Source organism: Caldibacillus thermoamylovorans, assembly GCF_000751775.1.
GTDB lineage: Bacteria > Bacillota > Bacilli > Bacillales > Caldibacillaceae > Caldifermentibacillus > Caldifermentibacillus hisashii.
Window position 1 is genome coordinate 19,288 of record NZ_CCRF01000105.1, and the last position, 23,443, is coordinate 42,730.

Consider the following 23,443-nt stretch of genomic DNA (forward strand, 5'->3'; position numbering starts at 1 on the left):
TTCTTTTTTCATGATTAAGATCCTGGTTTCAAATAGAAATAGGCTGCTCAATACAACCTCATTGTATAGGTTACTACTTAAAGGTCTGAGTCTTGAGACAGCCGTAATATTTTCTTATATCATTTTATCATGACCGTTTTTTGATTTCGATGGAAAAATTTATTCTGTATGACGTAAATCAATTTATTCTTATATTAATTTTCATCTTTTACATGGACGGTTAATGTACCTTGAACCTCCGGATGTAATTTAACTGGGACTTTGGTAAATCCAAGAGCACGAATGGCATCTTCCAATTCAATTTTCCGTTTATCTAATTTTATACCATGTTGCTTTTGTAGTTGTTCCGCAATTTGTTTTGATGTAACCGAACCAAAAAGTCGACCACCTTCACCAGACTTTGCGCCAATTTCAACAGTTAATTTCCCTAATTTTTCCTTCAGTTGCTTGGCTTCTTCCAACTCTTTCTGTGCTTCTTTTTCTTCCTTCCGTTTTTTCGCTTCAAGAGATTTTATATTTGCCGGCGTCGCTTCGATGGCGTAACCATTTTTGATTAAAAAATTTTGTGCATAACCGTCAGCCACGTTTTTGATATCACCTTTATTGCCTTTCCCTTTTACATCTTTTAGAAAAATAACTTTCATGATTGATTCCCTCCTTCTAAATAACTATCAATCACTGCTTTCAGTTGTATTTCGGCTTCATTTATTGTTATATCCCTCAATTGTGTAGCGGCATTGGTCAGGTGGCCTCCTCCTTCCAGCTGTTCCATAATAATTTGTACATTTATTTTTCCTAAGGAGCGTGCACTAATACCAACCATGTCATCCGGTCTTTTTGAGATAACAAAGGAAGCCTCTACATTTTCCATCGCTAATAATAAATCTGCCGTTTGGGCGATAAGAACATTGTTGTAAGATTCGGATGGTTCTCCTTTTGTAATCGCAATTCCTTCTTTATAAAATTCTACTTTTTCAACAAGTTTTGCCCGCTTGATAAAAGTATCTAAATCTTCACGTAAAAACTTTTGGACTAAAACCGTATCAGCGCCCTTTGCTCTTAAATATGAAGCTGCATCAAATGTTCTTGAACCGGTACGTAGAGTAAAGCTTTTTGTATCGACAATAATTCCTGCAAGTAATGCAGTCGCTTCAAGAATATCAATTTTCCGATTCGGTTGATATTGAAGCAGTTCTGTTACTAATTCAGATGTTGATGAAGCATATGGTTCCATATAGACAAGCAAAGGATTTTGGACAAATTCTTCACTGCGGCGATGATGATCAATGACAACAATTCGCTCGCAACGATTGACTAATTTTTCTTCAATAACTAAGGATGGTTTATGAGTGTCAACTATCACTAGCAAGGCATTTGTCATATTTATTTCTAATGCTTCTTGCGGTGAAATAAAATGACTGTAGATATCCGTCTTTTGCTTCACCTCACTGAGCAATTTCCTTACTCCGGAATCAATTTCTTGCTCATTTAGTATAACATAAGATTCTCTTTGATTCATTTGGGCAATTTTTAATATACCAATCGCTGCACCAACTGCATCCATATCCGGATATTTATGGCCCATAATAAAAATTCTGTCGCTATCCTGAATCAGTTCACTTAATGCATGAGAAATAACTCTCGCCCGTACCCGGGTTCGTTTCTCCATCGGATTTGTTTTTCCACCGTAAAATTTTATTTTTCCGTTTGGGAGTTTTATGGCTGCCTGATCACCACCACGTCCCAACGCCAAATCAAGACTTGATTGTGCATAGCTGCCAAGTTCCGGAAGCGAGGAACTCCCTGCACCGACACCAATACTTAATGTTAGCGGTAAATTATTTTTTGCCGTCATTTCCCGGATATTATCTAGAATTGAAAACTTTCCTTTTTCTAACACTGCTAATATTTTTTCATTAAAAAATGCGATAAATCGATCTCCGGAAACTCTTTTTAAATAAATCCCATACTGACTTGCCCATTCGTTCAACAAAGAAGTAACCCGGCTGTTTAAGCTCCCCCTTGCTAAATCATCCATTCCTTGTGTAACTTCATCATAATTATCTAAAAATATGATGGCAATCACTGGCTGTTCCTCTTCATACTTTTGTTCAATTAATGCTTGTTCCGTAATATCAAAAAAATAAAGTAGTTTTTCTTCTCTTTTATAGAAAACACGATACTTCCGCTCATGGAGTGTAATAATTTTTCTCTCATTTTCTTGGATCATCATTTGTATAAGTTCATCCGCAATATCATAAACCGACGTACCGATCAGAGATTCTTCTTGGAAAACAGATAACATGTAAGGATTTGCCCATTCGATCGTGTATTCTTCATCAACCAGCAAAATTCCAATTGGCATTTGTAATAAAGCCTCTTCGCCAACCTTTTCTACGCGATGGGAAAGAAGTGATATATAGTGATCTACTTCTTTTTGAAATTTTACACTTTGTTTTATTAATAAATAAAAAAAATAAAGCAAGATTATTATTGATATTGCACTTAACCACCAATTATAGATAGCAAGGATTAATAATAACAGGAATATGACAGAAAAAAATCCTATCAATATTTTTTTCATTCCGTTTGTTTGCAAAAAGATTGGCATACGCTCCAACTCCTAAATTTTTAAAAACTAAGTGGAACTTTAAAACTGAATGCTTGAAACTTCTATTATTGTATCCGTTTACGTAATTCAAATCCTAAATCAATAATACCTAATATTTTGGCTAATTGATTAAAGACCGGATTCAGCATAATAAATACTGATACAACAATAGCCCATGCTTTATGTATCCGTTTTTTATAACAATAGTCAAAAATAAATGTAATTGCCTGTAGGACAAATAGTATATCAATCAAATACAATAAATTTATAAATACATTATACAAAAAAGTACCTTTCTCTGCCTCAACTATAAAAGATAAAAAAGTAGTTATTAAAAAATACCATATTAAACTTTTCGGTAATGTGATTTCCCTGAATGGTTTTGCAGCTTTTACATGAATTCCAAACCTTTTTAAAATCGGATAGGAAATGAACTGGATAATCAAAACAATTAAAGCCGATGACAAAATTAATAATGAAGGAAGTAAAGATATGATTAAATCATAAGCCTCGGTCAATTGTTCTTTGATTTGATCCGTATTTTCCCCCATATAATTAAACATAGAAATGGTTTGATCCATCACTTCTTTAAATATAGTTTGTGCTTTCTTTATGAAGTTCATATCGAATAATGTCGCGGATATAATATAAACAACGACAACGCTACATAATAAAGCCAAAGTGGATGTTGAAAAAGTGATCAGTGCTTCTCTTTGATGATAAATATTCCAACCTAACACGAAACCAACAAAACCAAATAGAAAAGGGATCGGTAAAGCAATCCAACTTCCAACTATAAATGTTAAAATGACCGAAGCTGTAAAAAACAGCAAACCGGCTTTCCAATTATATTTTGCCGTATAATAAAGGAAAGGGAACGGCAATACAAAAGTGAATAGTCCACCAAAAAAAGGTAAATATAAAAACATAAGTAAAATAATGATATAAATCGCTAAACTTATTGCCCCTTCAGTTAACTCCTTTGCTTTCACCTAAACACCTCTTTACGAATCGCTGATATAGTAACTCAGTTAGTTGCGGGCTTATCTGATTTCCCTATAAAGCATTATAGCTACATAGGTTAATACCCTAGTCTGACTTGAAGCAAGTGGCGATTTGCTTATTACCTATATAATTTTTAAATTAAAAACAATAATATTTTAGAAAGAACCCGGCTGACTCTCGCACCAACAATTGTATTACTCGTGTTTTTTTACATATTATATAAAAATATATATATTTATTTTAACGATAATTACCTTCTCCTTCAACTAAACTTGTATAAGAAAAGCGGCAAAGGTTCATCTTTGCCGCTTTAAGTATCATTACTTCTATTTTATTTATCTTCCGCAACATAAGGAAGTAATGCAACTTGACGTGCCCGCTTAATTGCTTTTGTAAGCATGCGTTGATATTTTGCACTCGTTCCTGTTACACGACGAGGCAATATTTTTCCACGTTCAGAAATAAATTTTTTCAACAAATCAACATCTTTGTAATCGATGTGAGTGATTCCGTTCGCAGTAAAATAACATACTTTCCGACGTTTACCGCGACCTTTTCTGCCACCAGCAGCCATTTATAACACTCCTTTCATCATTTTTTCGCTCAAATTAACTGCCTTATCAAAACGGCAAATCATCATCAGAAATATCAATAGGTTGTCCGTTATCAAAGAACGGATCGTCATTTCCTGCCGGGCTAGGGTTCTTCGGTTGATTCTGATTGTTAGATCCAAATGGGTTATCATAGCCCGAATATCCTCCCGCCGGAGAACTTTGATATTCCCGATTGGAAGAACTTTTTGGTTCTAAAAACTGAACACTCTCAGCAACTACTTCTGTTACATAAACTTTTCTTCCGTCTTGGGCTTCATAACTTCTTGTTTGGATACGTCCATCGACCCCTGCCAAGCTTCCTTTTTTCAAGTAATTAGCGACATTTTCTGCCGGTTTTCTCCAAACAACACAATTAATAAAATCAGCTTCACGTTCACCTTTTTGATTCGTAAAAGGACGATTACAAGCCAGTGTAAAAGTTGCAACCGGAACTCCAGTTGGTGTATATCTTAAATCCGGATCTCTCGTTAAGCGGCCAACTAATACCACACGATTTAACATCAGAATCAACTCCCCTTGGACAAGAATGTTTCACGTGAAACATTCTCCATTACATATATTAAAACTTATTCGTCTTCTTTAACGATTAAATGACGAATAATATCTTCACTTATTTTTGCTAAACGGTCAAATTCTTGAACGGCAGGTGGTTCAGCTGTAAAATTAATAATTTGGTAATAACCGTCACGATAATCTTCAATTTCATAAGCAAGACGACGTTTACCCCAATCTTTTGTTTCAGTAATTTCAGCACCATTATCTGTCAAAACTTTGTTAAAACGTTCGACAACCGCTTTTTTTGATTCGTCATCAATATTTGGACGGATGATGTACATAACTTCGTACTTTCTCATCACTATTCACCTCCTTTTGGACTTAAACGGCTCAAAAATTTGAGCAAGGAGCAATCTTCATTACTCACGATTCATAATTATAACACAGCCTAGACAATTCTGCAATGAACTGTTGAAAATTTTCATTAATCGAAGGGAAGGGGCTGTCCATTTTGACTTTTATAAATTTAAAACCCAAGAATGTTGAAATAACCGCATTCTTGGGTTTTACTTTTTATCTGTTTAGTCATTGAAAGCTACTTTTTAAACAGCCCAAACCATGGCCTTGGTCAGTACTACTAATGTTCGTATGTTTTTATAAAAGAAGTGAATAAGGTTTTTCTATAAATGAGACGATTCTCCCTAAAAATTCTGCAGCCGGAGCTCCATCAATTAGTTGGTGATCGAAAGTTAAGCTTAGTGGCAATTCTTTTGTTGTTATGACTTGACCGTCGTTATTTAAAGTAAGTTTATCTTGAAGACTTCCCACACCTAAAATACCCGTTTCAGGCGTGTTTAATATTGGTGTAAAATACTCGATGCCACTTTTCCCTAGATTTGTTATTGTAAAAGTGGAACCGGTAACGAGTTCGCCTGCAAGGCTTCCTTCGCGAGCAGCCTGAGTAACTTTTGTAATGGCACCACTTAATTCTTTTAAACTCATTTGATGGGCATTTCTTATAACGGGTACCATTAACCCATCGGATAAAGCGGTCGCTATGCCAAGATGAACTTCATCAAAAGTTTGGAATCCATTTGTATCCGGTTCATACCAACTATTCATTTCAGGATACTCTTTTAAAGCAAGGATGACAGCTTTTGAAACGCAAACAGTGAGACTCAGACTTCCGGCAATTTCTGTATCAGAAAGATGACGCTTTATTTCCTCTTTAAACTTTATAAATGCAGTTAAGTCCGCTTTTCGATGAATGGTCAACTGTGCCGTTTGGTCAAGACTAGTTTTCATTCGTTTAGCAATGACTTTACGCATACCTGTCAGCCCGGCACCCATGTTTTGGCTAGCTGTACTCTTTGATGAAGCAACTACATCGGTGGTAGATGCTACCTCTCTTGTAGCTGAATGCTCATATGCTTCTATATCCCTTTTTGTAATTCGGTTATTCCCACCTGTACCTTTTATAAGAGTGAGATCAATATTTTTTTCCTTGGCTAATATTCTTGCTAGCGGACTTGCGAAAATACGTTCACCATTAGATACCAATGGTTTTTTAGCAGACACCGGAACAAGTTGTTCTTGTACCCTTTGATTTTGTTTTGGTTTTGAGACAGTTTCTTCAGGTTGTTGTGTATCAATTGTTTCTCCTTCTTGAGCCACAATACCGATGGGTTCCTTAACGTCTGCCTCCTCCCCCTCTGCTACAATTATTTTTACTAAGATCCCGTCAGCAGGAGCTTCGACTTCGGCCGTTAACTTTTCTGAGCTAATGGTACAAACGTGTTCTCCCTTTTGAACAGGTTCCCCTTCCTTTTTTATCCATTCATCAACTACTCCACTTGTCATGGTTAACCCTAACTTAGGCATTAAAATTTCTGTAGACAATTTGTTCACCACCTTAAACGAGAGTTCGGTTTTTTAAATCAAAAATAATGTCATCCGCCACTTTTAACACCTTATCTGCATTCGGAATATATAGTTCTTCCAGGTTTTTGGCAAATGGAACAGGTGTATTTGGTGCACAAACGCATTTAACCGGTGCATCCAAATAATCAAAAGCTTTATCAGAAACGACACTTGCAATATCAGTAGCGGTATTATTATGTGGATTAGACTCATCAATTACGATTAAGCGATTTGTCTTTTTAACAGAATGAATAACCGTCTCTTGGTCCCACGGAGCTACTGTCAAAAGATCGATTACTTCAACAGAAACTCCCTCCTCTGCTAGTCGATCGGCAACTTCTTCGGCAACATACAACATTTTTCCAATGGATACAATTGTTAAATCTGTACCTTCCCGTTTTACTTTTGCTTTTCCAATTTCAACTGTATAATACCCTTCAGGAACTTCCCCCTTTAGACCATAAAGCGTCTTGTCTTCTGAGAATACAACAATGTTATCATCTTCTATTGCGGACAGAAGAAGTCCTTTTGCATCATATGGATTAGAAGGAACAACAACTTTAATTCCCGGAATCGAGCCAAGAATCCCGTAATATGATCCGGAATGCTGTGCTGCCGCAGATGCACCTGCCCCATGATTTGTACGTATCGTCATCGGTATTGTTGCTTTTCCCCCAAACATGTAACGCATTTTCGAGCCTTGTGCAAGGATGGTGTCAAAACAAAATCCAATAAAATCATTGAACATTAATTCCGGAACTGGTCTTAATCCGGTGGCCGCTGCTCCAACAGCTGCCCCCATGTATCCCATTTCAGAAATTGGCGTATCAATTACTCGTTCTGTTCCGTATTTTTCAACCAAACCTTTTGTTAAACCAAATACACCTCCCCAGGCACCTTTCCCGTTTAAATGCTCAACGGTTGCACCACCAGCTATATCTTCACCAAGAAGGATTACTTTCTCATCTCGTTCCATTGCAATATCCAATGCTTCATTAATTGCTTTCATCATCGTTATTTTTCTTGTCATTTTCCAACACTTCCTTTCTCATTTATTATGCATATACATCTTCATATAAAGCTTCCGGTCTTGGTAGCGGACTTTCTTTGGCAAATTGAATAGCTGCTTGAATTCTTTCCACTGATGCTTTTTCAATTTCATCTGCTTCATTTTCTGTCATGAGGTTAAGTTCAATGGCTTGTTTACGGAAAATCGTAATACAATCTTTATCTGCCAACTCTTTTTCCGTTCCATCCTTTGCTTTATACTTTTGCTCGTCTCCTTCAAAGTGGCCATAATTACGATAGGTAACACATTCAATTAAAGTAGGTCCTTCACCATTTCTTGCTCGCTCGATTGCATTTCCCGCCTCCTCATACACTTCCAACACATTTTTTCCGTCTACCCGTACACCCGGCATATTATAGGCAACGCTTCGTTCAGCTATTGTTTTCGAAGCCGAAGCATACGCTTGTGGGGTCGCCTCACCGAACATATTATTTTCACAGACAAAAATGACCGGCAACTTCCAAATTGAAGCGAGATTTAATCCTTCGTGGAATGTCCCCTCATTAGCCGCACCATCCCCGAAGAAACAAACAACAACATTATCTGTTTTCAAATATTTATTACGAAGCCCTGCGCCTACAGCCAATGGAAATCCACCACCTACCATGCCGTTTGCACCAAGCATCCCTTTGTCGATATCAGCAATATGCATCGAGCCGCCTTTTCCTTTACAAAGCCCGGTTTCTTTGCCAAATATTTCGGCCATCATTCCATTTAAATCACAACCTTTGGCAATACAATGTCCATGACCTCTATGTGTACTTGTAATGTAATCGTTATCATTTAGGTGTGCGCAAACACCAGTTGCAACTGCTTCCTCTCCAGCATATAGGTGAACAAAACCCGGAATTTCCCCGGAAGAAAAAATCTCATGCACTTTGTCTTCAAATAAGCGAATATCGTTCATCTTTTCATAAATCCATAAAGCATCCTTCTTTTCCATAGCATTTCCTCCTCAACCTTATTCGTGTATAGCTTTAAATAAAATACTTTCGGCCGTTTCCCCGATAACTTCAGATAAATTTGGATGTCCATATACGAGTGTAGCCAGTTCTTCAATTCGACCTTCTGAATGTTTTACGGCTAATATTTGGTTAATTAATTCTGTAGCATTTGCCCCAACCACAACGGCTCCTAATATTTCGTGATATTTTTTCTCGGTAATGATTTTCACAAACCCTTCCGTTTCACCCATTGCGATTGCCCTCCCATTCCCTTGAAAGGACATTTTCTTTGTGACAACCTCATAACCCTTTAATTTCGCCTGCTCTTCACTTAGGCCAAAGGAGGCGATTTCCGGGTGGGTGTATACACATCTAGGAATTTCATCCGGATTATATGGTAAATGATTTTCATTAAGGATAGCCGAAACAGCTGTTAATCCTTCTTTGCTGGCTGCATGTGCTAGTTGAAAACCTCCAATCAGATCTCCAATGGCGTACACATGATTTCTACTTGTTAAAAATTTCCCATTTACTTTAATAAATTTTTTCTTCTCATCCAGCTCTAAATTTAAGGCGCTTACAATTTCAATATTAGGTTTTCTTCCAGTTGCTACAAGTAATTCTGTATAAGGGATCTTTTGATTTTGTAAAATTACTTCATTATTTGTTACTTCTTGAATTGTTACTTTCGTATAGTATTGAATTCCTAGTTGATCCATTTTTCTTTTTATTACATTACGAGCTTCATTGTCTTCTGTTAATAGAATGTCATCCGCTACTTCCACAACAGTTACTTTTGTTCCTAATGGCGCCATGGCAAAGGCTAATTCAATTCCAATTACACCTCCGCCAATAATAACAAGTTCTGTCGGCTGTTTTTTTAAATCAAAGAAATTATCTGTCGTGTAATAGGCCACTTTGTCTAAACCTTTAATCGGTGGAACAAATGGTCGACTACCAGTAGCAAGGATAATATCTTTACTCTTAAACTCTTGATTATTTACGACAACAACCAAGTTGTCTTTTACAACCGCTTCCCCCTGAATCAAGGTAATGTTATTTTTTTTCAATAAATATTGAATGCCATTTACTAATGTTCCAACTACTTGATCTTTTCGTTCTACTAATCTCGCATAGTCAATATGCTTTACTTCAGAGAGAATTCCAAACTGATTGGCTGTTTTTATTTTTTCCATCCATTCACTATGTTGTAAAAAGGTTTTGGACGGGATACAGCCAACATTTAAACAAGTGCCACCTAATGATGCTTTTTCAATTAAGGCCACTTGCTTTCCTTTTTGTGCTGCCCGAATAGCTGCCACATATCCACCAGGACCAGCTCCGATGACAATTAGATCAAATTGTTCCATGATCCCTACCCTCCTATCCAATTAAGATGGTCGTTTCTTTTTTTAAGGGAAAACATCAAATTTTTCCTTTTATTGATGTTTTCACTGTTTAATATTGCAAAAAGCGTGCCAAAATGAAAAACTACGGATAGAGACGGTTTTATGTATAATAAGAAAAGCGCTAGTCGCTGGCGCTCGGAGCCGGACATTAAAACTAATCCAAAGTTACTTCCTTGTATTTTTATACTTTCTTATTCTCAAAAAAAATAAAAATGCGACAATCGTATCAAATCGTCGCATTTTTTCTCATTTTAATCCAACTTGTATTTTTTTATTTTACGATAAAGGGTACTTTTCGATATCGAGAGTTGTTTTGCCGCCATCGGAATATTTCCGTTATTATTTACTAAAGCATTATAAATGTTTTCTTTTTCTATTTGTTCCTTAAAACTTAATGTATCACTTGTCTCTTGAAACTCGATTAACCCCCCTTTCTGAATCAACTGAATCAACTGCTCCTTCGTTGGGATGCGATCTCTGTAATAAATAAGACATCTTTCCAAGAAATTATTCAGTTCGCGAACATTGCCCTTCCACGGATACTGTTCCGCAACTTCAACCAACATTTCTTCCCAAAACGGATACCAAGAATTAGCGCTTTCAAAATACTTGATAAGCTCTCGTATATCTTCCTTTCTATCTCTTAACGGTGGAATCTGAAGGGGACATACATATATTCGATAAAAGAGATCTGTTCGAAATTTCTTTGCCTTAACAAGTGCCTTTAAATCCTGATTACTCGCTGTAATGAGTCTAAAATTTACATTAATTTCTTTAGTCCCACCAATTCGAGTTAACTTTTTTTCCTGAAGAACACGTAATAAGTCTGATTGCATTGATACAGGCATATCTTCAATTTCATCTAAAAATAATGTACCATTATTCGCTTGCTCGATTTTTCCTATATATCCATTTGGGTTTGCTCCTGTAAAAGCACCCTTTTCATAACCAAATAATTCACTTTCCATCAAGTTTTCCGGTATCGAGCCACAATTGACAGAAACTAGTTTTCCCTCTGCAAAAGGACTGTTTTCATGGATTGTTTTGGCTAACACTTCTTTTCCGCTCCCTGTTTCACCGTATAAATGAATGGGAGCTGAAGTTGGTGCAACAATTTGTACTTCTTCCAATAATTGATGAAAAGTTTTGCTTCGACCTGAAACATAATGAAACTTAAAAGGATGATTAAATATTCTATGTTTAACGTAAACAAAATAGCCGATACAAGTATCTTCTTTTCGAATAGGATCACGTTTTACAATCTCCCATTTTTCATTTGGAAGAGCACTTAGCTTTTTTCCAATATAGGCTTCAGGTTCATCTACTAGTTCAGGGGATATGTGTAAAATGGTCATGGAGGAGTTGCAAAGTATTCCTGGTTGTTTTTTACTAGAAAAATATTGTAACATATACTTCTGTTCTTCAAATACTTTCCTTTGCAATGCTTCTGAAATAAATTCCGCAATCAATTGAACGGTAAATAAAAAATCCTCTTTCTTCGGATAATGTGCAGGCATTGATAAATCGACTACCCCTACAACTTCTCGATTTTCTCCAAAAACGGGAGATGCGACACAGCTCCAGTTGTGCGAGGCTCTGGCAAAATGTTCGTATCCGTGAATAAAATTTGCCTCTTTTGTTCGTAAAGCGATTCCAATTGAATTCGTTCCAACCATCGATTCTGTCCATTGATATCCTTGTGAAAACCGGATTTCACGTGCATGTTCTTTCAAATGCTCATTGCCTGACTGCCATAAAATATAGCCGTCAGCATCTGTCAACACAAGAATAAAATCAATATTTTTCAAAAGAAATTGGAATCGATTTAAACTTTTCTTTGCTAAAGAAACCATCGTCTCATGATCTCTTAATCTTTTTTGAAAATCGCTCGTCGTAAGAAATCGTTTGCCAATTCCATCTTTAGGATTGACTTTGAATTTTTTACTAAGTTGCCAAGAATCGATAATTGTTTTATCAATTATAAATGAATCAAGTGAATTTTCAAGGACATATTTCTCCCAAATTTGCTGCATTTCCATACAACTCATATACCTCCCCCCTAATTCCTAACTATATTATACACTAGAAAAATCCCTGAATTAAACCAAACGGTATTTGGGGATGTAATAAGTTTTCCTTGGTGTATTAACACACCAGTGTAATTAAAAATCCCAGTTTGAATATTCTCTCCAAACTTGCTTTTATTCTGCTTTTTCTGTCTTGGTCGACGGATGCGGGTAGTGAACTGGGCAAAAAAAAGGGCCGGGGCTCGATGTCATTTTTCATTGTTTCGCAACTCCATTTGTCCTCGAGAGCCGGTCTTTTTTCAAGTCAATCGATACTTTTTTTGGCATTGAGAGTGGGTGTCGTGGTCTTTTCTCCATTCTTCAATGCATTATTTAACTCCGAGAGATGGTCTCGTTGCTTTTTTTCATTTTTTCACTGCTTCATTTGGCTTCGAGACCGTTCTCAACCTGCCATTTTATACATTGAACCGAAAATGCATAATGTCTCCGTCTTGGACAATATAATCTTTTCCCTCTAAGCGAACCTTGCCGGCTTCTTTTGCCTTATTAAATGATCCGTTTGCGACTAAATCATCGTAGGATACCGTTTCCGCCCGAATAAAGCCTCTTTCAAAATCACTATGAATGATTCCGGCACATTGAGGCGCCTTCATTCCTTTTTTAAATGTCCAGGCTCGAACCTCTTGAACCCCGGCAGTAAAAAATGTCGCTAATCCTAAAAGATGGTAAGCTTTTCGAATCATTTGATCCAATCCGGACTCTTGAATACCTAATTCTTGAAGAAATGCTGCTTTTTCTTCCGGTTCTAATTCGGCAATTTCTTCTTCAATTCTTGCACAAATAACAACAACTTCCGCATGGTCTTTCTCGGCAAAGTCCTGTACTACTTGGAAATATTTATTTTTATTTGCATTTGCAACATCATCTTCCCCGATATTTGCAACATATAAAACAGGTTTCATCGTTAGAAGTTGAAAACCTTTCACTATTTTTTGTTGTTCTTCATTGAATTCAATCGTTCTTGCGGGAAGTTCATTTTCAAACGTTTCCTTTAACATGGTTAAAATTTCATATTCGGCTTGAGCCTCTTTATTTTTTTGCTTTGCCAATTTCTCAACACGGGCAATCCTTTTCTCCACTGTTTCCATATCAGCAAGAATTAATTCGAGATTGATGGTTTGAATATCATCAAGCGGATCGACCCGGCCTGACACATGGGTAATGTTTTCATCATCAAAACAACGAACAACATGACAAATGGCATCCACTTGGCGAATATTAGCCAAAAATTTATTCCCTAATCCTTCACCTTTACTTGCTCCTTTGACAATACCGGCAATATCGGTGAACTCGAACGTCGTTGGTATCGTTTTTTTCGGTTGATACATTTCTGTCAACTTATCTAAACGGGCATCCGGAACTTCAACGACCCCTACATTCGGATCGATTGTTGCAAATGGATAGTTTGCTGCCTCTGCACCCGCTTGGGTAATTGCATTAAAAAGTGTCGATTTCCCAACATTCGGTAAACCGACAATACCTGCTGTTAAAGCCATTTATTTCACTCCTAATATATGATTTCATCTGATCAAAACTTAATGGTTAGAAAAATCAAGTATCGAACAGAACAAATTATAATGAATACTGGATTTCATGTAAAACCTTTTTGGGTGACAATCAAAAATTACCTTTTCATAATGACAAGAATTGCCGTGGTAATTAACATTTACATCATGAAAATTAATCAGCATGATCAATGACTTTTTTCATTTTCCTTACAAATTCTTTTCTTGGTAAAAGGACACTGTGAGAGCAGCCTAGACATTTAATCCGAATATCCATGCCTAACCGAATGATTTTCCAACGGTTTGTACCACAAGGATGTTGTTTTTTCATTTCAACAATATCATTCAACTGAAATGTCTTCTCTTCCATTTTCAAACTCCTCCACATTTTATTACTCTTTCCCCAAGAAAGGATATTCAATCATAAAAACACGCTACATCATATTTAAATAATTATAGCATAATCCTCTCTACAATAAGTAATTTAAACAAATTAATTTCCCAATTTTGTTCCTCCATGTATAAAAAACTTTAAATCTAACTAAACTTATAATACAAATGATTACCGGTAAAGGTGGGAAAATATGTTTAGAACCGGGTTTATAAAAGGGAAAAATGATTTGAAAATAGATTGGCAGGATCGTTTCGCAGCCGGCAAACTCGCTAATGCATTACTATCATTTTTACCAAATGATTTTTCAGTTCCAATTGTTTTTATTTGTATAGGTACGGACCGATCAACCGGAGATTCACTGGGACCACTGGTCGGCAGTCTTGTTACGGAAAGAAATTTACCAGGAAATTTTTATGTTTTTGGAACTTTGGATGAACCTATTCATGCCATTAATTTGACCGAAAAACTGGATATGATTGAGAGTCGTTTTAACAATCCTTTTATTATCGGTATCGATGCCTGTTTAGGCCATAGTAAAAATGTGGGAACCATTCATATTAAAAACGGTTCATTAAAACCGGGTGCGGGTGTTAATAAAACATTGCCGGCTGTTGGTGATATTCATATGACCGGAATTGTAAATATCAGTGGATTCATGGAGTATTTTGTATTACAAAACACTAGATTACATCTTGTTATGAATTTAGCAAAAACGATGGCAGAAGGAATTTATAAAGCCGGTTTACTTTACCATTTTGAACAAATGTCTAAAGCACAAACACTATCTTTGAACAAAGATACTGTTTAAATGTGCGAATGGAGAAGTTCCGGCATTTAGTAAGAAGGGGAGCTTAGGTGGGAGAATGAAATTATCCATCTACCTATCAGTGGGGATACCGATTCCCCACTGACTAATATTTAAAAAAGCCTACAATTGATACCAATATAGCAATCACGATCAAACCGGGTAACAGATTTGCTACTTTAATTTTCGTTATTTCTAAAATATTTAACCCTATGGCTAGAATCATAATTCCCCCTGTTGCAGTCAGCTCCAAAATGAAAATATCCATTACCTGTTCGGGAATCAACCGATTAATTTGGTTTGCGAATAAAGCGATGAAACCTTGATAAAGAAAGACCGGTATACTGGAAAAAACGACACCTAAACCAAGCGTACTTGTCAACATAATTGCTGTAAAACCATCAATAACCGCCTTTGTATAAAGCACTTGATGATCACCACGAATACCGCTGTCCAACGCACCAACAACCGCCATTGCTCCGATCACAAAAATGAGTGTGGCCGTTACAAAACCTTGGGCGATATTTCCTTTTGATTTCCCTCCAACTTTCTTTTCAATCCAGATTCCAAACTGATTTAATTTTTCCTCTAAACATAACCATTCCCCAATAATAGCGCCTAAAACAATACTAATGATAACATATAGAAAATTACTGCTTTTAATTCCCATTTGAATTCCTAAAACGGAAACAGTTAAACCGATCCCTTTCATAATCGTATTTTTCATCGATTCAGGGATATTTGCTAATAACCGCCCGATCAGTGAACCAATTATTATAAATAGTACATTGACAATTGATCCCCATAATGCCATAATTTCACCCACAAATTTTTTAAAAGAATAAATGTATCTTTTATACTATCATATCTTTTCGTATCTCTACCATCTGTAAAAATAAAATAGTTTTTCCGCTCCATAATAGAATAAAAAAATTCTCAAATGAAGAAACGTATGAATTACCGAAGTTGACAGGGTATTTCTCGGCATCCTTCCGTTCCTAATGTAAAAAAATAAGTCACTATACATGACTTATTCTACGAGTCCGAATTCAAAATTTCTAAAATACGGTTTAAATCGTCTTTAGAAAAAAATTGGATTTCTATTTTCCCCTTGTTTTTTGATTGTTTAATATTAACAGTTGTTCCAAATCTTTCACGTAAATATGTTTCTTGTTCGATTAAAAAGATATCTTTCTTTTCTTTTTGATTTTTTGTTTCACGTGGAACATTTTTATTCAAGTTGTTGACAAGTTGTTCCAATTGCCGAACATTTAATTGTTCTTTTATTACTTTGTCTACAACAGGTTTTATTTTATCCTTTTTCTTTAATCCGAGCAGTGCACGACCATGGCCCATTGACAATTTACCATCAATAATCAACTGCTGAATTTCCTTTGGTAAAGAAAGTAGGCGAACATGATTTGCGATATGCGGTCTACTTTTTCCCAATCTTTTTGCCAATTGTTCTTGAGTGATGTGCAGCTGATCCATCAGCATTTGGTAAGCTGCCCCTTCTTCAATGGGGGTTAAATCTTCTCTTTGTAAATTTTCTAATACAGCTAATTCCATCATTTGCTGGTCATTTAAATCTCTTACAACAACCGGAACGATGTCCAACCCCGCCATTTTCGCAGCACGGTAGCGACGTTCACCAACAACAATTTCATATCCTTTTATACTTTTGCGAACAATTAAAGGCTGAAGGATACCATGTTCAAGAATGGATTGCTTTAATTCTTCAATCGCTTCATCCGAGAAAATTTTTCGTGGCTGATACGGATTTGGTCGTAATTCTTTAATATTTACTTCTTGAACGGTTTCTTCTTCTTCTAATTTTACATTTGAAAACAAAGAATCTAACCCTTTGCCAAGACCTTTAGCCATTCACCACCACTTCCTTTGCTAATTCTAGGTACACTTCTGCACCCCTGGATCTTGGATCATAAATGATTATTGGTTTACCGTAACTCGGTGCCTCACTTAGTCGGACATTTCTTGGAATAATTGTATTAAAAACCTTATTTTGAAAGTATTTCTTTACTTCATCAATCACTTGGATTCCTAAATTTGTTCGGGCATCCAGCATCGTTAAGAGAACACCCTCTATTTTTAAATCACTGTTTAAATGTTTTTGTACGAGACGAACTGTATTCAGTAACTGACTCAGACCTTCCAAGGCATAATATTCACATTGCACCGGTATCAGGACAGAATCTGCTGCCGTCAATGCATTTAAGGTTAATAGCCCTAAAGATGGAGGACAGTCGATAATAATATAATCAAACTGATCCTTTACTTGTAATAGAGCATGTTTCAATCTCATTTCCCTTGAAATCGTTGGTACTAATTCAATTTCCGCTCCCGCTAACTGAATCGTTGCAGGGATGACAAATAAATTTTCAACTTGAGTAGAAAGAACAACATTTTTCGTATCTTCATCATCAATTAAAATATCATATATACATTTTGAAACATCAGCTTTTTCTATACCTATCCCACTTGTTGCGTTACCTTGTGGGTCTACATCGACAAGCAATACTTTTTTTCCAATATAAGCTAAACAGGCAGACAAATTAACAGATGTTGTCGTTTTTCCTACTCCGCCTTTTTGGTTAGCAATTGCAATAATCTTACTCACAGTTTCACCTACCTTAAAACTTAAAACTTATTCTATTTTACCATGAAAATGAGAAAAAAACTTTTCATTTCTATAAATAATCATTGGCATTTAATCATATGAAATTTTACCATTCTAGTAGTTTTATTGGCTAATACTGATATTTTTAAGATTCACAAAAAAATTTTCAATAAAAAAAAAGACTGAACCAAGCAGTCTTTTCATATATGTTAAGAAAGTTTTAAATTTCCAACAAAGATGCCCTATGCGGCCCAGTTGGAAATTTTAAGAATTACAGATTAGCACACAAGGAAAGCATCGAAAGCATAAACTCCCTATAAAAAAAGCCATCACTTTATCAATAAATGCATCGCAGCCGAAAACATGGTATCTTTTTTTTTTGCACTGACGCCCGCGTTTTCCTTCCATAACAAATTCTATTAATCTATGATTTCTTTTTAGGAATGCGAATGGTGATTTGATAAAAATCATCGAGCTCTTCCTCAACCGAGTCAACATTAATTCCACTTTTATGTACCATTTGCAAAGATTGTCTGATTGTATTAACCGCGATTCTGACGTCTTTACTAAAAGAAATCCGCTTTGGTTTCGGCTTCGCATCCTGTGATAATAGTTTATTAATTCTTTCTTCCGTTTGTTTTACGTTTAAATTTTTTTCGATTACCTCGTTAAAAACCTTTAACTGTTTTTCTTCATCTTTTAGTGGCATCAATGCCCGGGCATGTCGTTCAGTAATCGTTTTCGACAATAAAGCTTCTTGAATTGGTTGGGGGAGCTTGAGCAACCGAAGTTTATTCGCAACCGTCGATTGGCTTTTTCCAAGACGTTGGGCTAAAGCTTCTTGCGTTAATTCATGAATTTCAATCAATTGATTGTAGGCAATTGCTTCTTCAATCGGTGTCAGTTCTTCTCTTTGTAAGTTCTCAATTAAAGCAATCGAAGCCGTTTGTTTATCGTTCATATCTTTAATAATGGCAGGAACATATTCCCAACCTAATTTTTTTATGGCCCGATAGCGTCTTTCTCCAGCAATAATTTCATACTGATCATGGTCCAGTTGGCGAATGACAATTGGTTGGATCATCCCATGTGTATGAATCGTCCGTGCTAATTCATCAATTTTTTCTTCATCAAAAATCGTTCGGGGTTGAAACCGATTAGGAATAATTTGTTCGACTGGAACTTTAACGATTTCCTCTCTGTCAACGTCTAATAAAGTTTCTTTTTCTTCATCCATATTTGTCTCCAACTTTTCAGTAACCCCAAATATACGTGATAATGGATGTTTCATTATTCTTCACCATCCTTTTAAAACTCCCTGGCCTTGAAGAAACTTGTTTAATATATCGTCAGCACCCAAAAAGACATGTTTCTACAAAAACTTACTCCCTAGCGAACATTTGTGCTATTCAAATGATTATTCATCTTGTACCTAGTGTAAAGCCTTTTTAGAGTGTTTATCATTAGTCAGAACTGATCCAATCAAAAAATGATATCTCCATCCATAAAATAACCGTAGTATACTTATATACATATTTCTCTATTTCCCGCCAAGTTCCTTCTTATTCGAATCAAATTTTGTAAATTTATGAAAGAACATGTTTTGTCTCTTTTATTATAAAGGATTTTTCGTTGGAACGCCCGGTTTTCTCGGGTATTTTTTTGGTGTTGATTTTGCTTTATGGATATGGATGATGGTCCGTTCACTATTTTCAAAAGGCAAAATGAAAGATTGTACCCCGGAAATATTTCCTCCGAGCGTCATAATTGCCTTTTTCCCCTCTTCCAATTCTTCTTCTCCACTTGCTCCCTTTAAAGCAATGAAATACCCGCCCGGTTTTACTAAAGGTAAGCAAAATTCACTTAGGATTGACATTTTGGCCACTGCCCGAGCGGTTACCAAGTCATACTTTTCCCGGTGTTGCGGATTTTGACCGAATATTTCTGCTCGATCGTGGTATAAATGGACATCTGTTAATTTTAATGTTGTCACTAATTCTTCTAAAAAATTAATTCGCTTATTTAAGGAGTCTACAATGGAAACTTGAATATGAGGAAAGGCGATTTTCAAAGGAATACTTGGAAAACCGGCACCTGCACCTACATCACAAACAGTAAAATTTTCAGCCAATGACCATGGAAATTCCCTGACGATCGTCAAAGAGTCATAAAAATGTTTTAAGAAAACCTCTCCCTTTTCTGTAATGGCTGTTAAATTCATTTTTTCGTTCCAATGAATTAAAGTTTGATAATATATTTCAAATTGATGAAGCTGCTCATCCGTTAAATGAATATGCAACTTTTCTAATTGTGATAGAAATTGTTCTCTATTCAATTTGCTCACTCTTTCCGAGGAAGTTGTTTTCACTTTAGCCAATGAGCAACATTTTTGTTACTCATTGGCGACGCGGGCAATTTTTCCTTGTTCCAAATATATGAGTAAAATGGATATATCAGCCGGATTGACTCCTGATATTCTTGATGCTTGAGCCAACGTTAATGGATGAACTTTTTTTAAGTTTTCTCTTGCTTCATTCGCCAACCCTTGAATCGCATCGTAATCAATATTGAGTGGGATTTTTTTATCTTCCATTTTCTTGAGCCGCTCAACTTGTTGTAAAGCTTTACTAATATAACCTTCATATTTGATTTGAATTTCGACTTGTTCTTCAATCTCAGGTGATAATTCTTCTTCTGCCGGGATTAATTTTTTTAGATAATCATACTTCATTTCCGGTCTTTTTAATAAATCACTGGCTAAAATCCCGTCTTTCAATTCACTTCCGCCGATACTTTTGATTAATTCTTGCGTTTTTGCATTTGGTTTGATTCTGGTTGCATGTAACCTTTTTATTTCCCGGTCAATTTTTTCTTTTTTCTCAAGGAATCGTTGGAACCGTTCTTCACTAATTAACCCAAGCTTATATCCAAGATCCGTAAGACGTAAATCAGCGTTATCGTGACGTAGTAATAATCGATATTCTGCTCTTGACGTTAACAGACGATAAGGCTCAACCGTACCTTTTGTCACCAGGTCATCGATTAATACACCGATATAGGCTTCCGACCGTTTTAAAATCACTTCTTCTGTTTTGCCGAGCGCACGTAAGCCTGCATTAATTCCTGCCATTAATCCTTGTCCGGCCGCTTCTTCATAACCGCTTGTTCCATTAATTTGTCCCGCTGTATACAGATTTTTAACTGCTTTTGTTTCCAAAGTCGGCCATAACTGTGTTGGAATGATTGCATCATATTCAATCGCATAACCGGTTCGCATCATTTTTGCATTTTCTAATCCCGGTATTGTTTTTAATAATTCGTGTTGCACCTCTTCCGGAAGGCTTGTAGAAAGGCCTTGTACATAGACTTCTTCTGTATTTCTCCCTTCAGGTTCCAAAAAAATTTGATGACGCGGTTTATCGTGGAAGCGAACAACTTTATCTTCAATGGATGGACAATATCTTGGTCCTCTGCCTTTAATCATCCCGGAAAACATTGGGCTGCGGTGTAAATTAGCATCAATTAATTTATGACTTTCTTCTGTTGTATACGTTAGCCAACAAGGCAATTGATTGGTAATCTCCTCCATTGTTTCATAAGAGAATGTTCGCGGATGTTCATCACCCGGTTGGATTTCCGTTTTTGAATAATCGATTGTATTTCCATTTACCCGTGGCGGTGTACCCGTTTTAAAGCGAACTAAATCAAAACCGAGTTGTTCTAAATGCTCGGAAAGTTTTATGGAAGGTTGTTGATTATTCGGTCCGCTCGAATATTTTAATTCACCAATAATTATTTCCCCGCGTAAAAACGTTCCTGTTGTGACAACGACCGTTTTTGCACGGTAAATGGCTCCTGTTTTTGTTATAACACCTTGACATTCACCATCTTCAATAATTAATTGTTCAACCATTCCTTGGATTAATTCCAGATTCTCTTGATTTTCTAACATTTTTTTCATTTCTTGTTGATACAATACTTTATCTGCTTGAGCCCGTAATGCCCGGACTGCAGGACCTTTCCCGGTATTGAGCATGCGCATTTGAATGGCTGTTTTATCAATGACTTTTCCCATTGCTCCGCCTAAAGCATCAATTTCCCGAACAACAATACCTTTTGCCGGACCGCCGATGGACGGATTACAATACATGAAAGCGATCATATCAAGGCTGATCGTAATTAAAGCTGTTTTTGCACCCATTTTCGCTGTTGCTAGAGCCGCTTCACATCCGGCATGTCCGGCTCCTACAACAACGACATCATATTCTCCCGCTTCATATGTTTGCATTTTCTAACCTCCATTCCCCTACTTTCCTAAACAAAATTGGGAAAATAATTTATTAATTAATTCATCGTGGACACTTTCACCAATAATTTCGCCCAACAGTTCCCACGTTTTTGTCATATCAATTTGGACAATATCAATTGGAACTTCCATCCCAATTCCATCTAATGCATCATTTATTGATTGCAACGCTTGATTCAGTAACCCAATGTGGCGTGCATTCGATACATATGTTAAGTCATCCGCTTCCAGATTACCGGCCATATACATGTTTGAAATCATTGTTTCCAATTCTTCAATTCCTTTATCATCTTTGACCGAGATTTTGACAATTTTCCGACCGCGAGCCATCCTCTTTATCTCATTAAAATCGATTTTTTGAGGCAAGTCTACTTTATTGACAACAATAATCGCATCCATTCCCTCGATTGTGTCAAATAAATGAATGTCCTCCTCTGTCAACGGTTCATTATTATTCAGCAAAAATAAAATTAAGTCCGCTTCCCGCAACACTTGCCGGGACCGTTCGACACCGATTTTTTCAACCACATCCTCCGTGTCACGAATTCCGGCTGTGTCAATTAACTTTAATGGGACGCCATGAATATTTACATATTCTTCAATCACATCTCTTGTTGTCCCCGGTATATCTGTAACGATCGCTTTATTTTCATGGACAAAGCTGTTTAATAACGAAGATTTGCCGACATTTGGCCGCCCGATAATTACGGTTTTTATTCCCTCCCGTAAAATTTTTCCCTGCTTCGCTGTCTCAAGCAACTTCTCAATTTCTGATTTGACATATAACGCCTTTTCTTTAAAAAGTTTATGTGTCATTTCTTCTACATCATCATATTCCGGATAATCAATATTTACTTCAACCTGGGCTAAAACTTCCAACAGCTCTTGCCGCAATCTCTTAATTTTTTTCGATAACCGACCTTCCAATTGTCCAATCGCATTCGTCATTGCTTTATCGGTTTTTGCTCTGATTAAATCCATAATTGCTTCCGCTTGTGATAAATCAATCCGCCCATTTAAAAATGCCCTTTTTGTGAATTCACCCGGTTCAGCTATACGGGCACCGTGGGTTAATACTAATTGCAGGACGCGATTTACGGACAATAAACCACCATGGCAGTTGATTTCAACTACATCCTCACGTGTAAATGTTTTCGGAGCTCGCATTACCGAAACCATTACTTCCTCAATGGTCTTTTGTTCTTTAGGATCATAAATATGACCATAATGGATCGTATGAGACGCTACCTCTTGCAATTTTTTTTCTGATGGACTTTGGAATATTTGATCAATAATATTTATTGCCTCCGGACCCGAAATCCGAACAATCCCAATCGCTCCCTCACCAAGCGGAGTCGATATCGCTGCAATTGTATCTATATCCATGCTTTCCTCACCTTTTACTAAATCTATTTTATTATACTCTCCCGGTCGCACCAATCTCTATACTATATTAACGAAAATATTTCTTATATATCATCCAATTTATGTTTTATCTCATTCATTTTAACTTATCCACATGTTGATAACAATTATTATACTGTTTGATTAAAATTTGTGCACATGTGGATGATTAATTTTTTTGGTCAACAAGTAGAATTCGTATGCTTCAAAGAAACTTTTCCTTTCTTAACGTATAAG

General features: G+C 36.3%; 21 protein-coding genes. 1 reads left to right on the top strand and 20 read right to left on the bottom strand.

The features are described 5' to 3' along the window. Positions 1-194 precede the first annotated feature (194 nt). From rplI to BT1A1_RS17230, 13 genes are all read right to left on the bottom strand, one after another. Positions 195-644, bottom strand: coding sequence for a 50S ribosomal protein L9 (gene rplI / locus BT1A1_RS17170; protein WP_034773628.1), 450 nt, complete (start codon positions 642-644; stop codon positions 195-197). Then, positions 641-2,611: a DHH family phosphoesterase gene (locus BT1A1_RS17175; RefSeq protein WP_034773631.1), complete on the bottom strand. Its 1,971-nt coding sequence runs from the start codon at positions 2,609-2,611 to the stop codon at positions 641-643. The genes rplI and BT1A1_RS17175 overlap by 4 nt, the downstream gene beginning before the upstream one ends. Before the next feature lie 65 nt (positions 2,612-2,676). Further along, complete coding sequence (locus BT1A1_RS17180; protein ID WP_034773633.1) at positions 2,677-3,603, bottom strand: YybS family protein; 927 nt, start codon at positions 3,601-3,603, stop codon at positions 2,677-2,679. Positions 3,604-3,947: 344 nt separating this feature from the next. Next, positions 3,948-4,190: a 30S ribosomal protein S18 gene (gene rpsR, locus BT1A1_RS17185; RefSeq protein ID WP_034773636.1), complete on the bottom strand. Its 243-nt coding sequence runs from the start codon at positions 4,188-4,190 to the stop codon at positions 3,948-3,950. Positions 4,191-4,236: 46 nt separating this feature from the next. After that, entirely contained in the window at positions 4,237-4,731 is a 495-nt protein-coding gene (gene ssb / locus BT1A1_RS17190; RefSeq protein WP_034773638.1) for a single-stranded DNA-binding protein, read from the bottom strand. 65 nt (positions 4,732-4,796) lie between these two features. Next, complete coding sequence (gene rpsF, locus BT1A1_RS17195) at positions 4,797-5,084, bottom strand: 30S ribosomal protein S6 (RefSeq protein ID WP_034773639.1); 288 nt, start codon at positions 5,082-5,084, stop codon at positions 4,797-4,799. 295 nt (positions 5,085-5,379) lie between these two features. Then, positions 5,380-6,624, bottom strand: a complete 1,245-nt coding sequence (locus BT1A1_RS17200; protein WP_034773641.1) for a dihydrolipoamide acetyltransferase family protein — start codon at positions 6,622-6,624, stop codon at positions 5,380-5,382. A 13-nt stretch (positions 6,625-6,637) separates the two neighbouring features. After that, on the bottom strand, positions 6,638-7,675 hold the full coding sequence (locus BT1A1_RS17205; RefSeq protein ID WP_034773644.1) for an alpha-ketoacid dehydrogenase subunit beta: 1,038 nt from the start codon (positions 7,673-7,675) through the stop codon (positions 6,638-6,640). A gap of 25 nt (positions 7,676-7,700) precedes the next feature. Further along, complete coding sequence (locus tag BT1A1_RS17210; protein WP_034773646.1) at positions 7,701-8,657, bottom strand: thiamine pyrophosphate-dependent dehydrogenase E1 component subunit alpha; 957 nt, start codon at positions 8,655-8,657, stop codon at positions 7,701-7,703. Positions 8,658-8,675: 18 nt separating this feature from the next. Next, complete coding sequence (lpdA, locus tag BT1A1_RS17215) at positions 8,676-10,031, bottom strand: dihydrolipoyl dehydrogenase (RefSeq protein WP_176458943.1); 1,356 nt, start codon at positions 10,029-10,031, stop codon at positions 8,676-8,678. Positions 10,032-10,318: 287 nt separating this feature from the next. Further along, entirely contained in the window at positions 10,319-12,115 is a 1,797-nt protein-coding gene (locus BT1A1_RS17220) for a sigma-54-dependent Fis family transcriptional regulator (protein ID WP_051989217.1), read from the bottom strand. Between the two features lie 434 nt (positions 12,116-12,549). Beyond that, entirely contained in the window at positions 12,550-13,650 is a 1,101-nt protein-coding gene (gene ychF, locus BT1A1_RS17225) for a redox-regulated ATPase YchF (protein ID WP_034773650.1), read from the bottom strand. Between the two features lie 184 nt (positions 13,651-13,834). Beyond that, positions 13,835-14,029 (bottom strand): DUF951 domain-containing protein, encoded by a 195-nt coding sequence (locus BT1A1_RS17230; protein WP_034773652.1) that lies wholly within the window; start codon positions 14,027-14,029, stop codon positions 13,835-13,837. 214 nt (positions 14,030-14,243) lie between these two features. Between BT1A1_RS17230 and yyaC the strand changes: the two genes are divergently transcribed. Further along, entirely contained in the window at positions 14,244-14,861 is a 618-nt protein-coding gene (gene yyaC / locus BT1A1_RS17235) for a spore protease YyaC (protein WP_051989218.1), read from the top strand. A 103-nt stretch (positions 14,862-14,964) separates the two neighbouring features. On the opposite strand, the gene BT1A1_RS17240 is transcribed toward yyaC, so the two are convergent. The 7 genes from BT1A1_RS17240 to mnmE form a co-directional block, all read right to left on the bottom strand. Next, a complete protein-coding gene (locus BT1A1_RS17240; RefSeq protein WP_034773654.1) occupies positions 14,965-15,672 on the bottom strand; it encodes a DUF554 domain-containing protein in 708 nt (235 codons plus the stop codon). 221 nt (positions 15,673-15,893) lie between these two features. Then, a complete protein-coding gene (locus tag BT1A1_RS17245; RefSeq protein ID WP_034773656.1) occupies positions 15,894-16,742 on the bottom strand; it encodes a ParB/RepB/Spo0J family partition protein in 849 nt (282 codons plus the stop codon). Continuing rightward, positions 16,735-17,496 carry a ParA family protein gene (locus BT1A1_RS17250; RefSeq protein ID WP_034773658.1) on the bottom strand — a complete coding sequence of 254 codons (762 nt, stop codon included), beginning with the start codon at positions 17,494-17,496 and terminating at the stop codon, positions 16,735-16,737. Before BT1A1_RS17250 ends, BT1A1_RS17245 begins: the two co-directional genes overlap by 8 nt. 424 nt (positions 17,497-17,920) lie before the next feature. Continuing rightward, complete coding sequence (gene noc / locus BT1A1_RS17255; RefSeq protein WP_034773659.1) at positions 17,921-18,787, bottom strand: nucleoid occlusion protein; 867 nt, start codon at positions 18,785-18,787, stop codon at positions 17,921-17,923. Positions 18,788-19,111: 324 nt separating this feature from the next. Beyond that, positions 19,112-19,831, bottom strand: a complete 720-nt coding sequence (gene rsmG / locus BT1A1_RS17260; protein WP_034773661.1) for a 16S rRNA (guanine(527)-N(7))-methyltransferase RsmG — start codon at positions 19,829-19,831, stop codon at positions 19,112-19,114. A gap of 57 nt (positions 19,832-19,888) precedes the next feature. After that, positions 19,889-21,784: a tRNA uridine-5-carboxymethylaminomethyl(34) synthesis enzyme MnmG gene (gene mnmG / locus BT1A1_RS17265; protein WP_034773662.1), complete on the bottom strand. Its 1,896-nt coding sequence runs from the start codon at positions 21,782-21,784 to the stop codon at positions 19,889-19,891. Between the two features lie 18 nt (positions 21,785-21,802). Then, entirely contained in the window at positions 21,803-23,188 is a 1,386-nt protein-coding gene (mnmE, locus tag BT1A1_RS17270) for a tRNA uridine-5-carboxymethylaminomethyl(34) synthesis GTPase MnmE (protein WP_034773669.1), read from the bottom strand. Positions 23,189-23,443: the final 255 nt, after the last annotated feature.

Excerpts from the sequence above, each read along its gene's own strand:
- BT1A1_RS17220 (WP_051989217.1), bottom strand. The coding sequence starts at position 12,115 with ATGAGTTGTATGGAAATGCAGCAAATTTGGGAGAAATATGTCCTTGAA.
- yyaC (WP_051989218.1), top strand. The coding sequence starts at position 14,244 with ATGTTTAGAACCGGGTTTATAAAAGGGAAAAATGATTTGAAAATAGAT.
- BT1A1_RS17230 (WP_034773652.1), bottom strand. The coding sequence starts at position 14,029 with ATGGAAGAGAAGACATTTCAGTTGAATGATATTGTTGAAATGAAAAAA.
- rplI (WP_034773628.1), bottom strand. The coding sequence starts at position 644 with ATGAAAGTTATTTTTCTAAAAGATGTAAAAGGGAAAGGCAATAAAGGT.
- mnmE (WP_034773669.1), bottom strand. The coding sequence starts at position 23,188 with ATGGATATAGATACAATTGCAGCGATATCGACTCCGCTTGGTGAGGGA.
- ychF (WP_034773650.1), bottom strand. The coding sequence starts at position 13,650 with ATGGCTTTAACAGCAGGTATTGTCGGTTTACCGAATGTTGGGAAATCG.
- rpsR (WP_034773636.1), bottom strand. The coding sequence starts at position 4,190 with ATGGCTGCTGGTGGCAGAAAAGGTCGCGGTAAACGTCGGAAAGTATGT.
- BT1A1_RS17205 (WP_034773644.1), bottom strand. The coding sequence starts at position 7,675 with ATGACAAGAAAAATAACGATGATGAAAGCAATTAATGAAGCATTGGAT.
- BT1A1_RS17175 (WP_034773631.1), bottom strand. The coding sequence starts at position 2,611 with ATGCCAATCTTTTTGCAAACAAACGGAATGAAAAAAATATTGATAGGA.
- noc (WP_034773659.1), bottom strand. The coding sequence starts at position 18,787 with ATGAAACATCCATTATCACGTATATTTGGGGTTACTGAAAAGTTGGAG.
- BT1A1_RS17245 (WP_034773656.1), bottom strand. The coding sequence starts at position 16,742 with ATGGCTAAAGGTCTTGGCAAAGGGTTAGATTCTTTGTTTTCAAATGTA.
- mnmG (WP_034773662.1), bottom strand. The coding sequence starts at position 21,784 with ATGCAAACATATGAAGCGGGAGAATATGATGTCGTTGTTGTAGGAGCC.
- BT1A1_RS17240 (WP_034773654.1), bottom strand. The coding sequence starts at position 15,672 with ATGGCATTATGGGGATCAATTGTCAATGTACTATTTATAATAATTGGT.
- rpsF (WP_034773639.1), bottom strand. The coding sequence starts at position 5,084 with ATGAGAAAGTACGAAGTTATGTACATCATCCGTCCAAATATTGATGAC.
- ssb (WP_034773638.1), bottom strand. The coding sequence starts at position 4,731 with ATGTTAAATCGTGTGGTATTAGTTGGCCGCTTAACGAGAGATCCGGAT.
- BT1A1_RS17210 (WP_034773646.1), bottom strand. The coding sequence starts at position 8,657 with ATGGAAAAGAAGGATGCTTTATGGATTTATGAAAAGATGAACGATATT.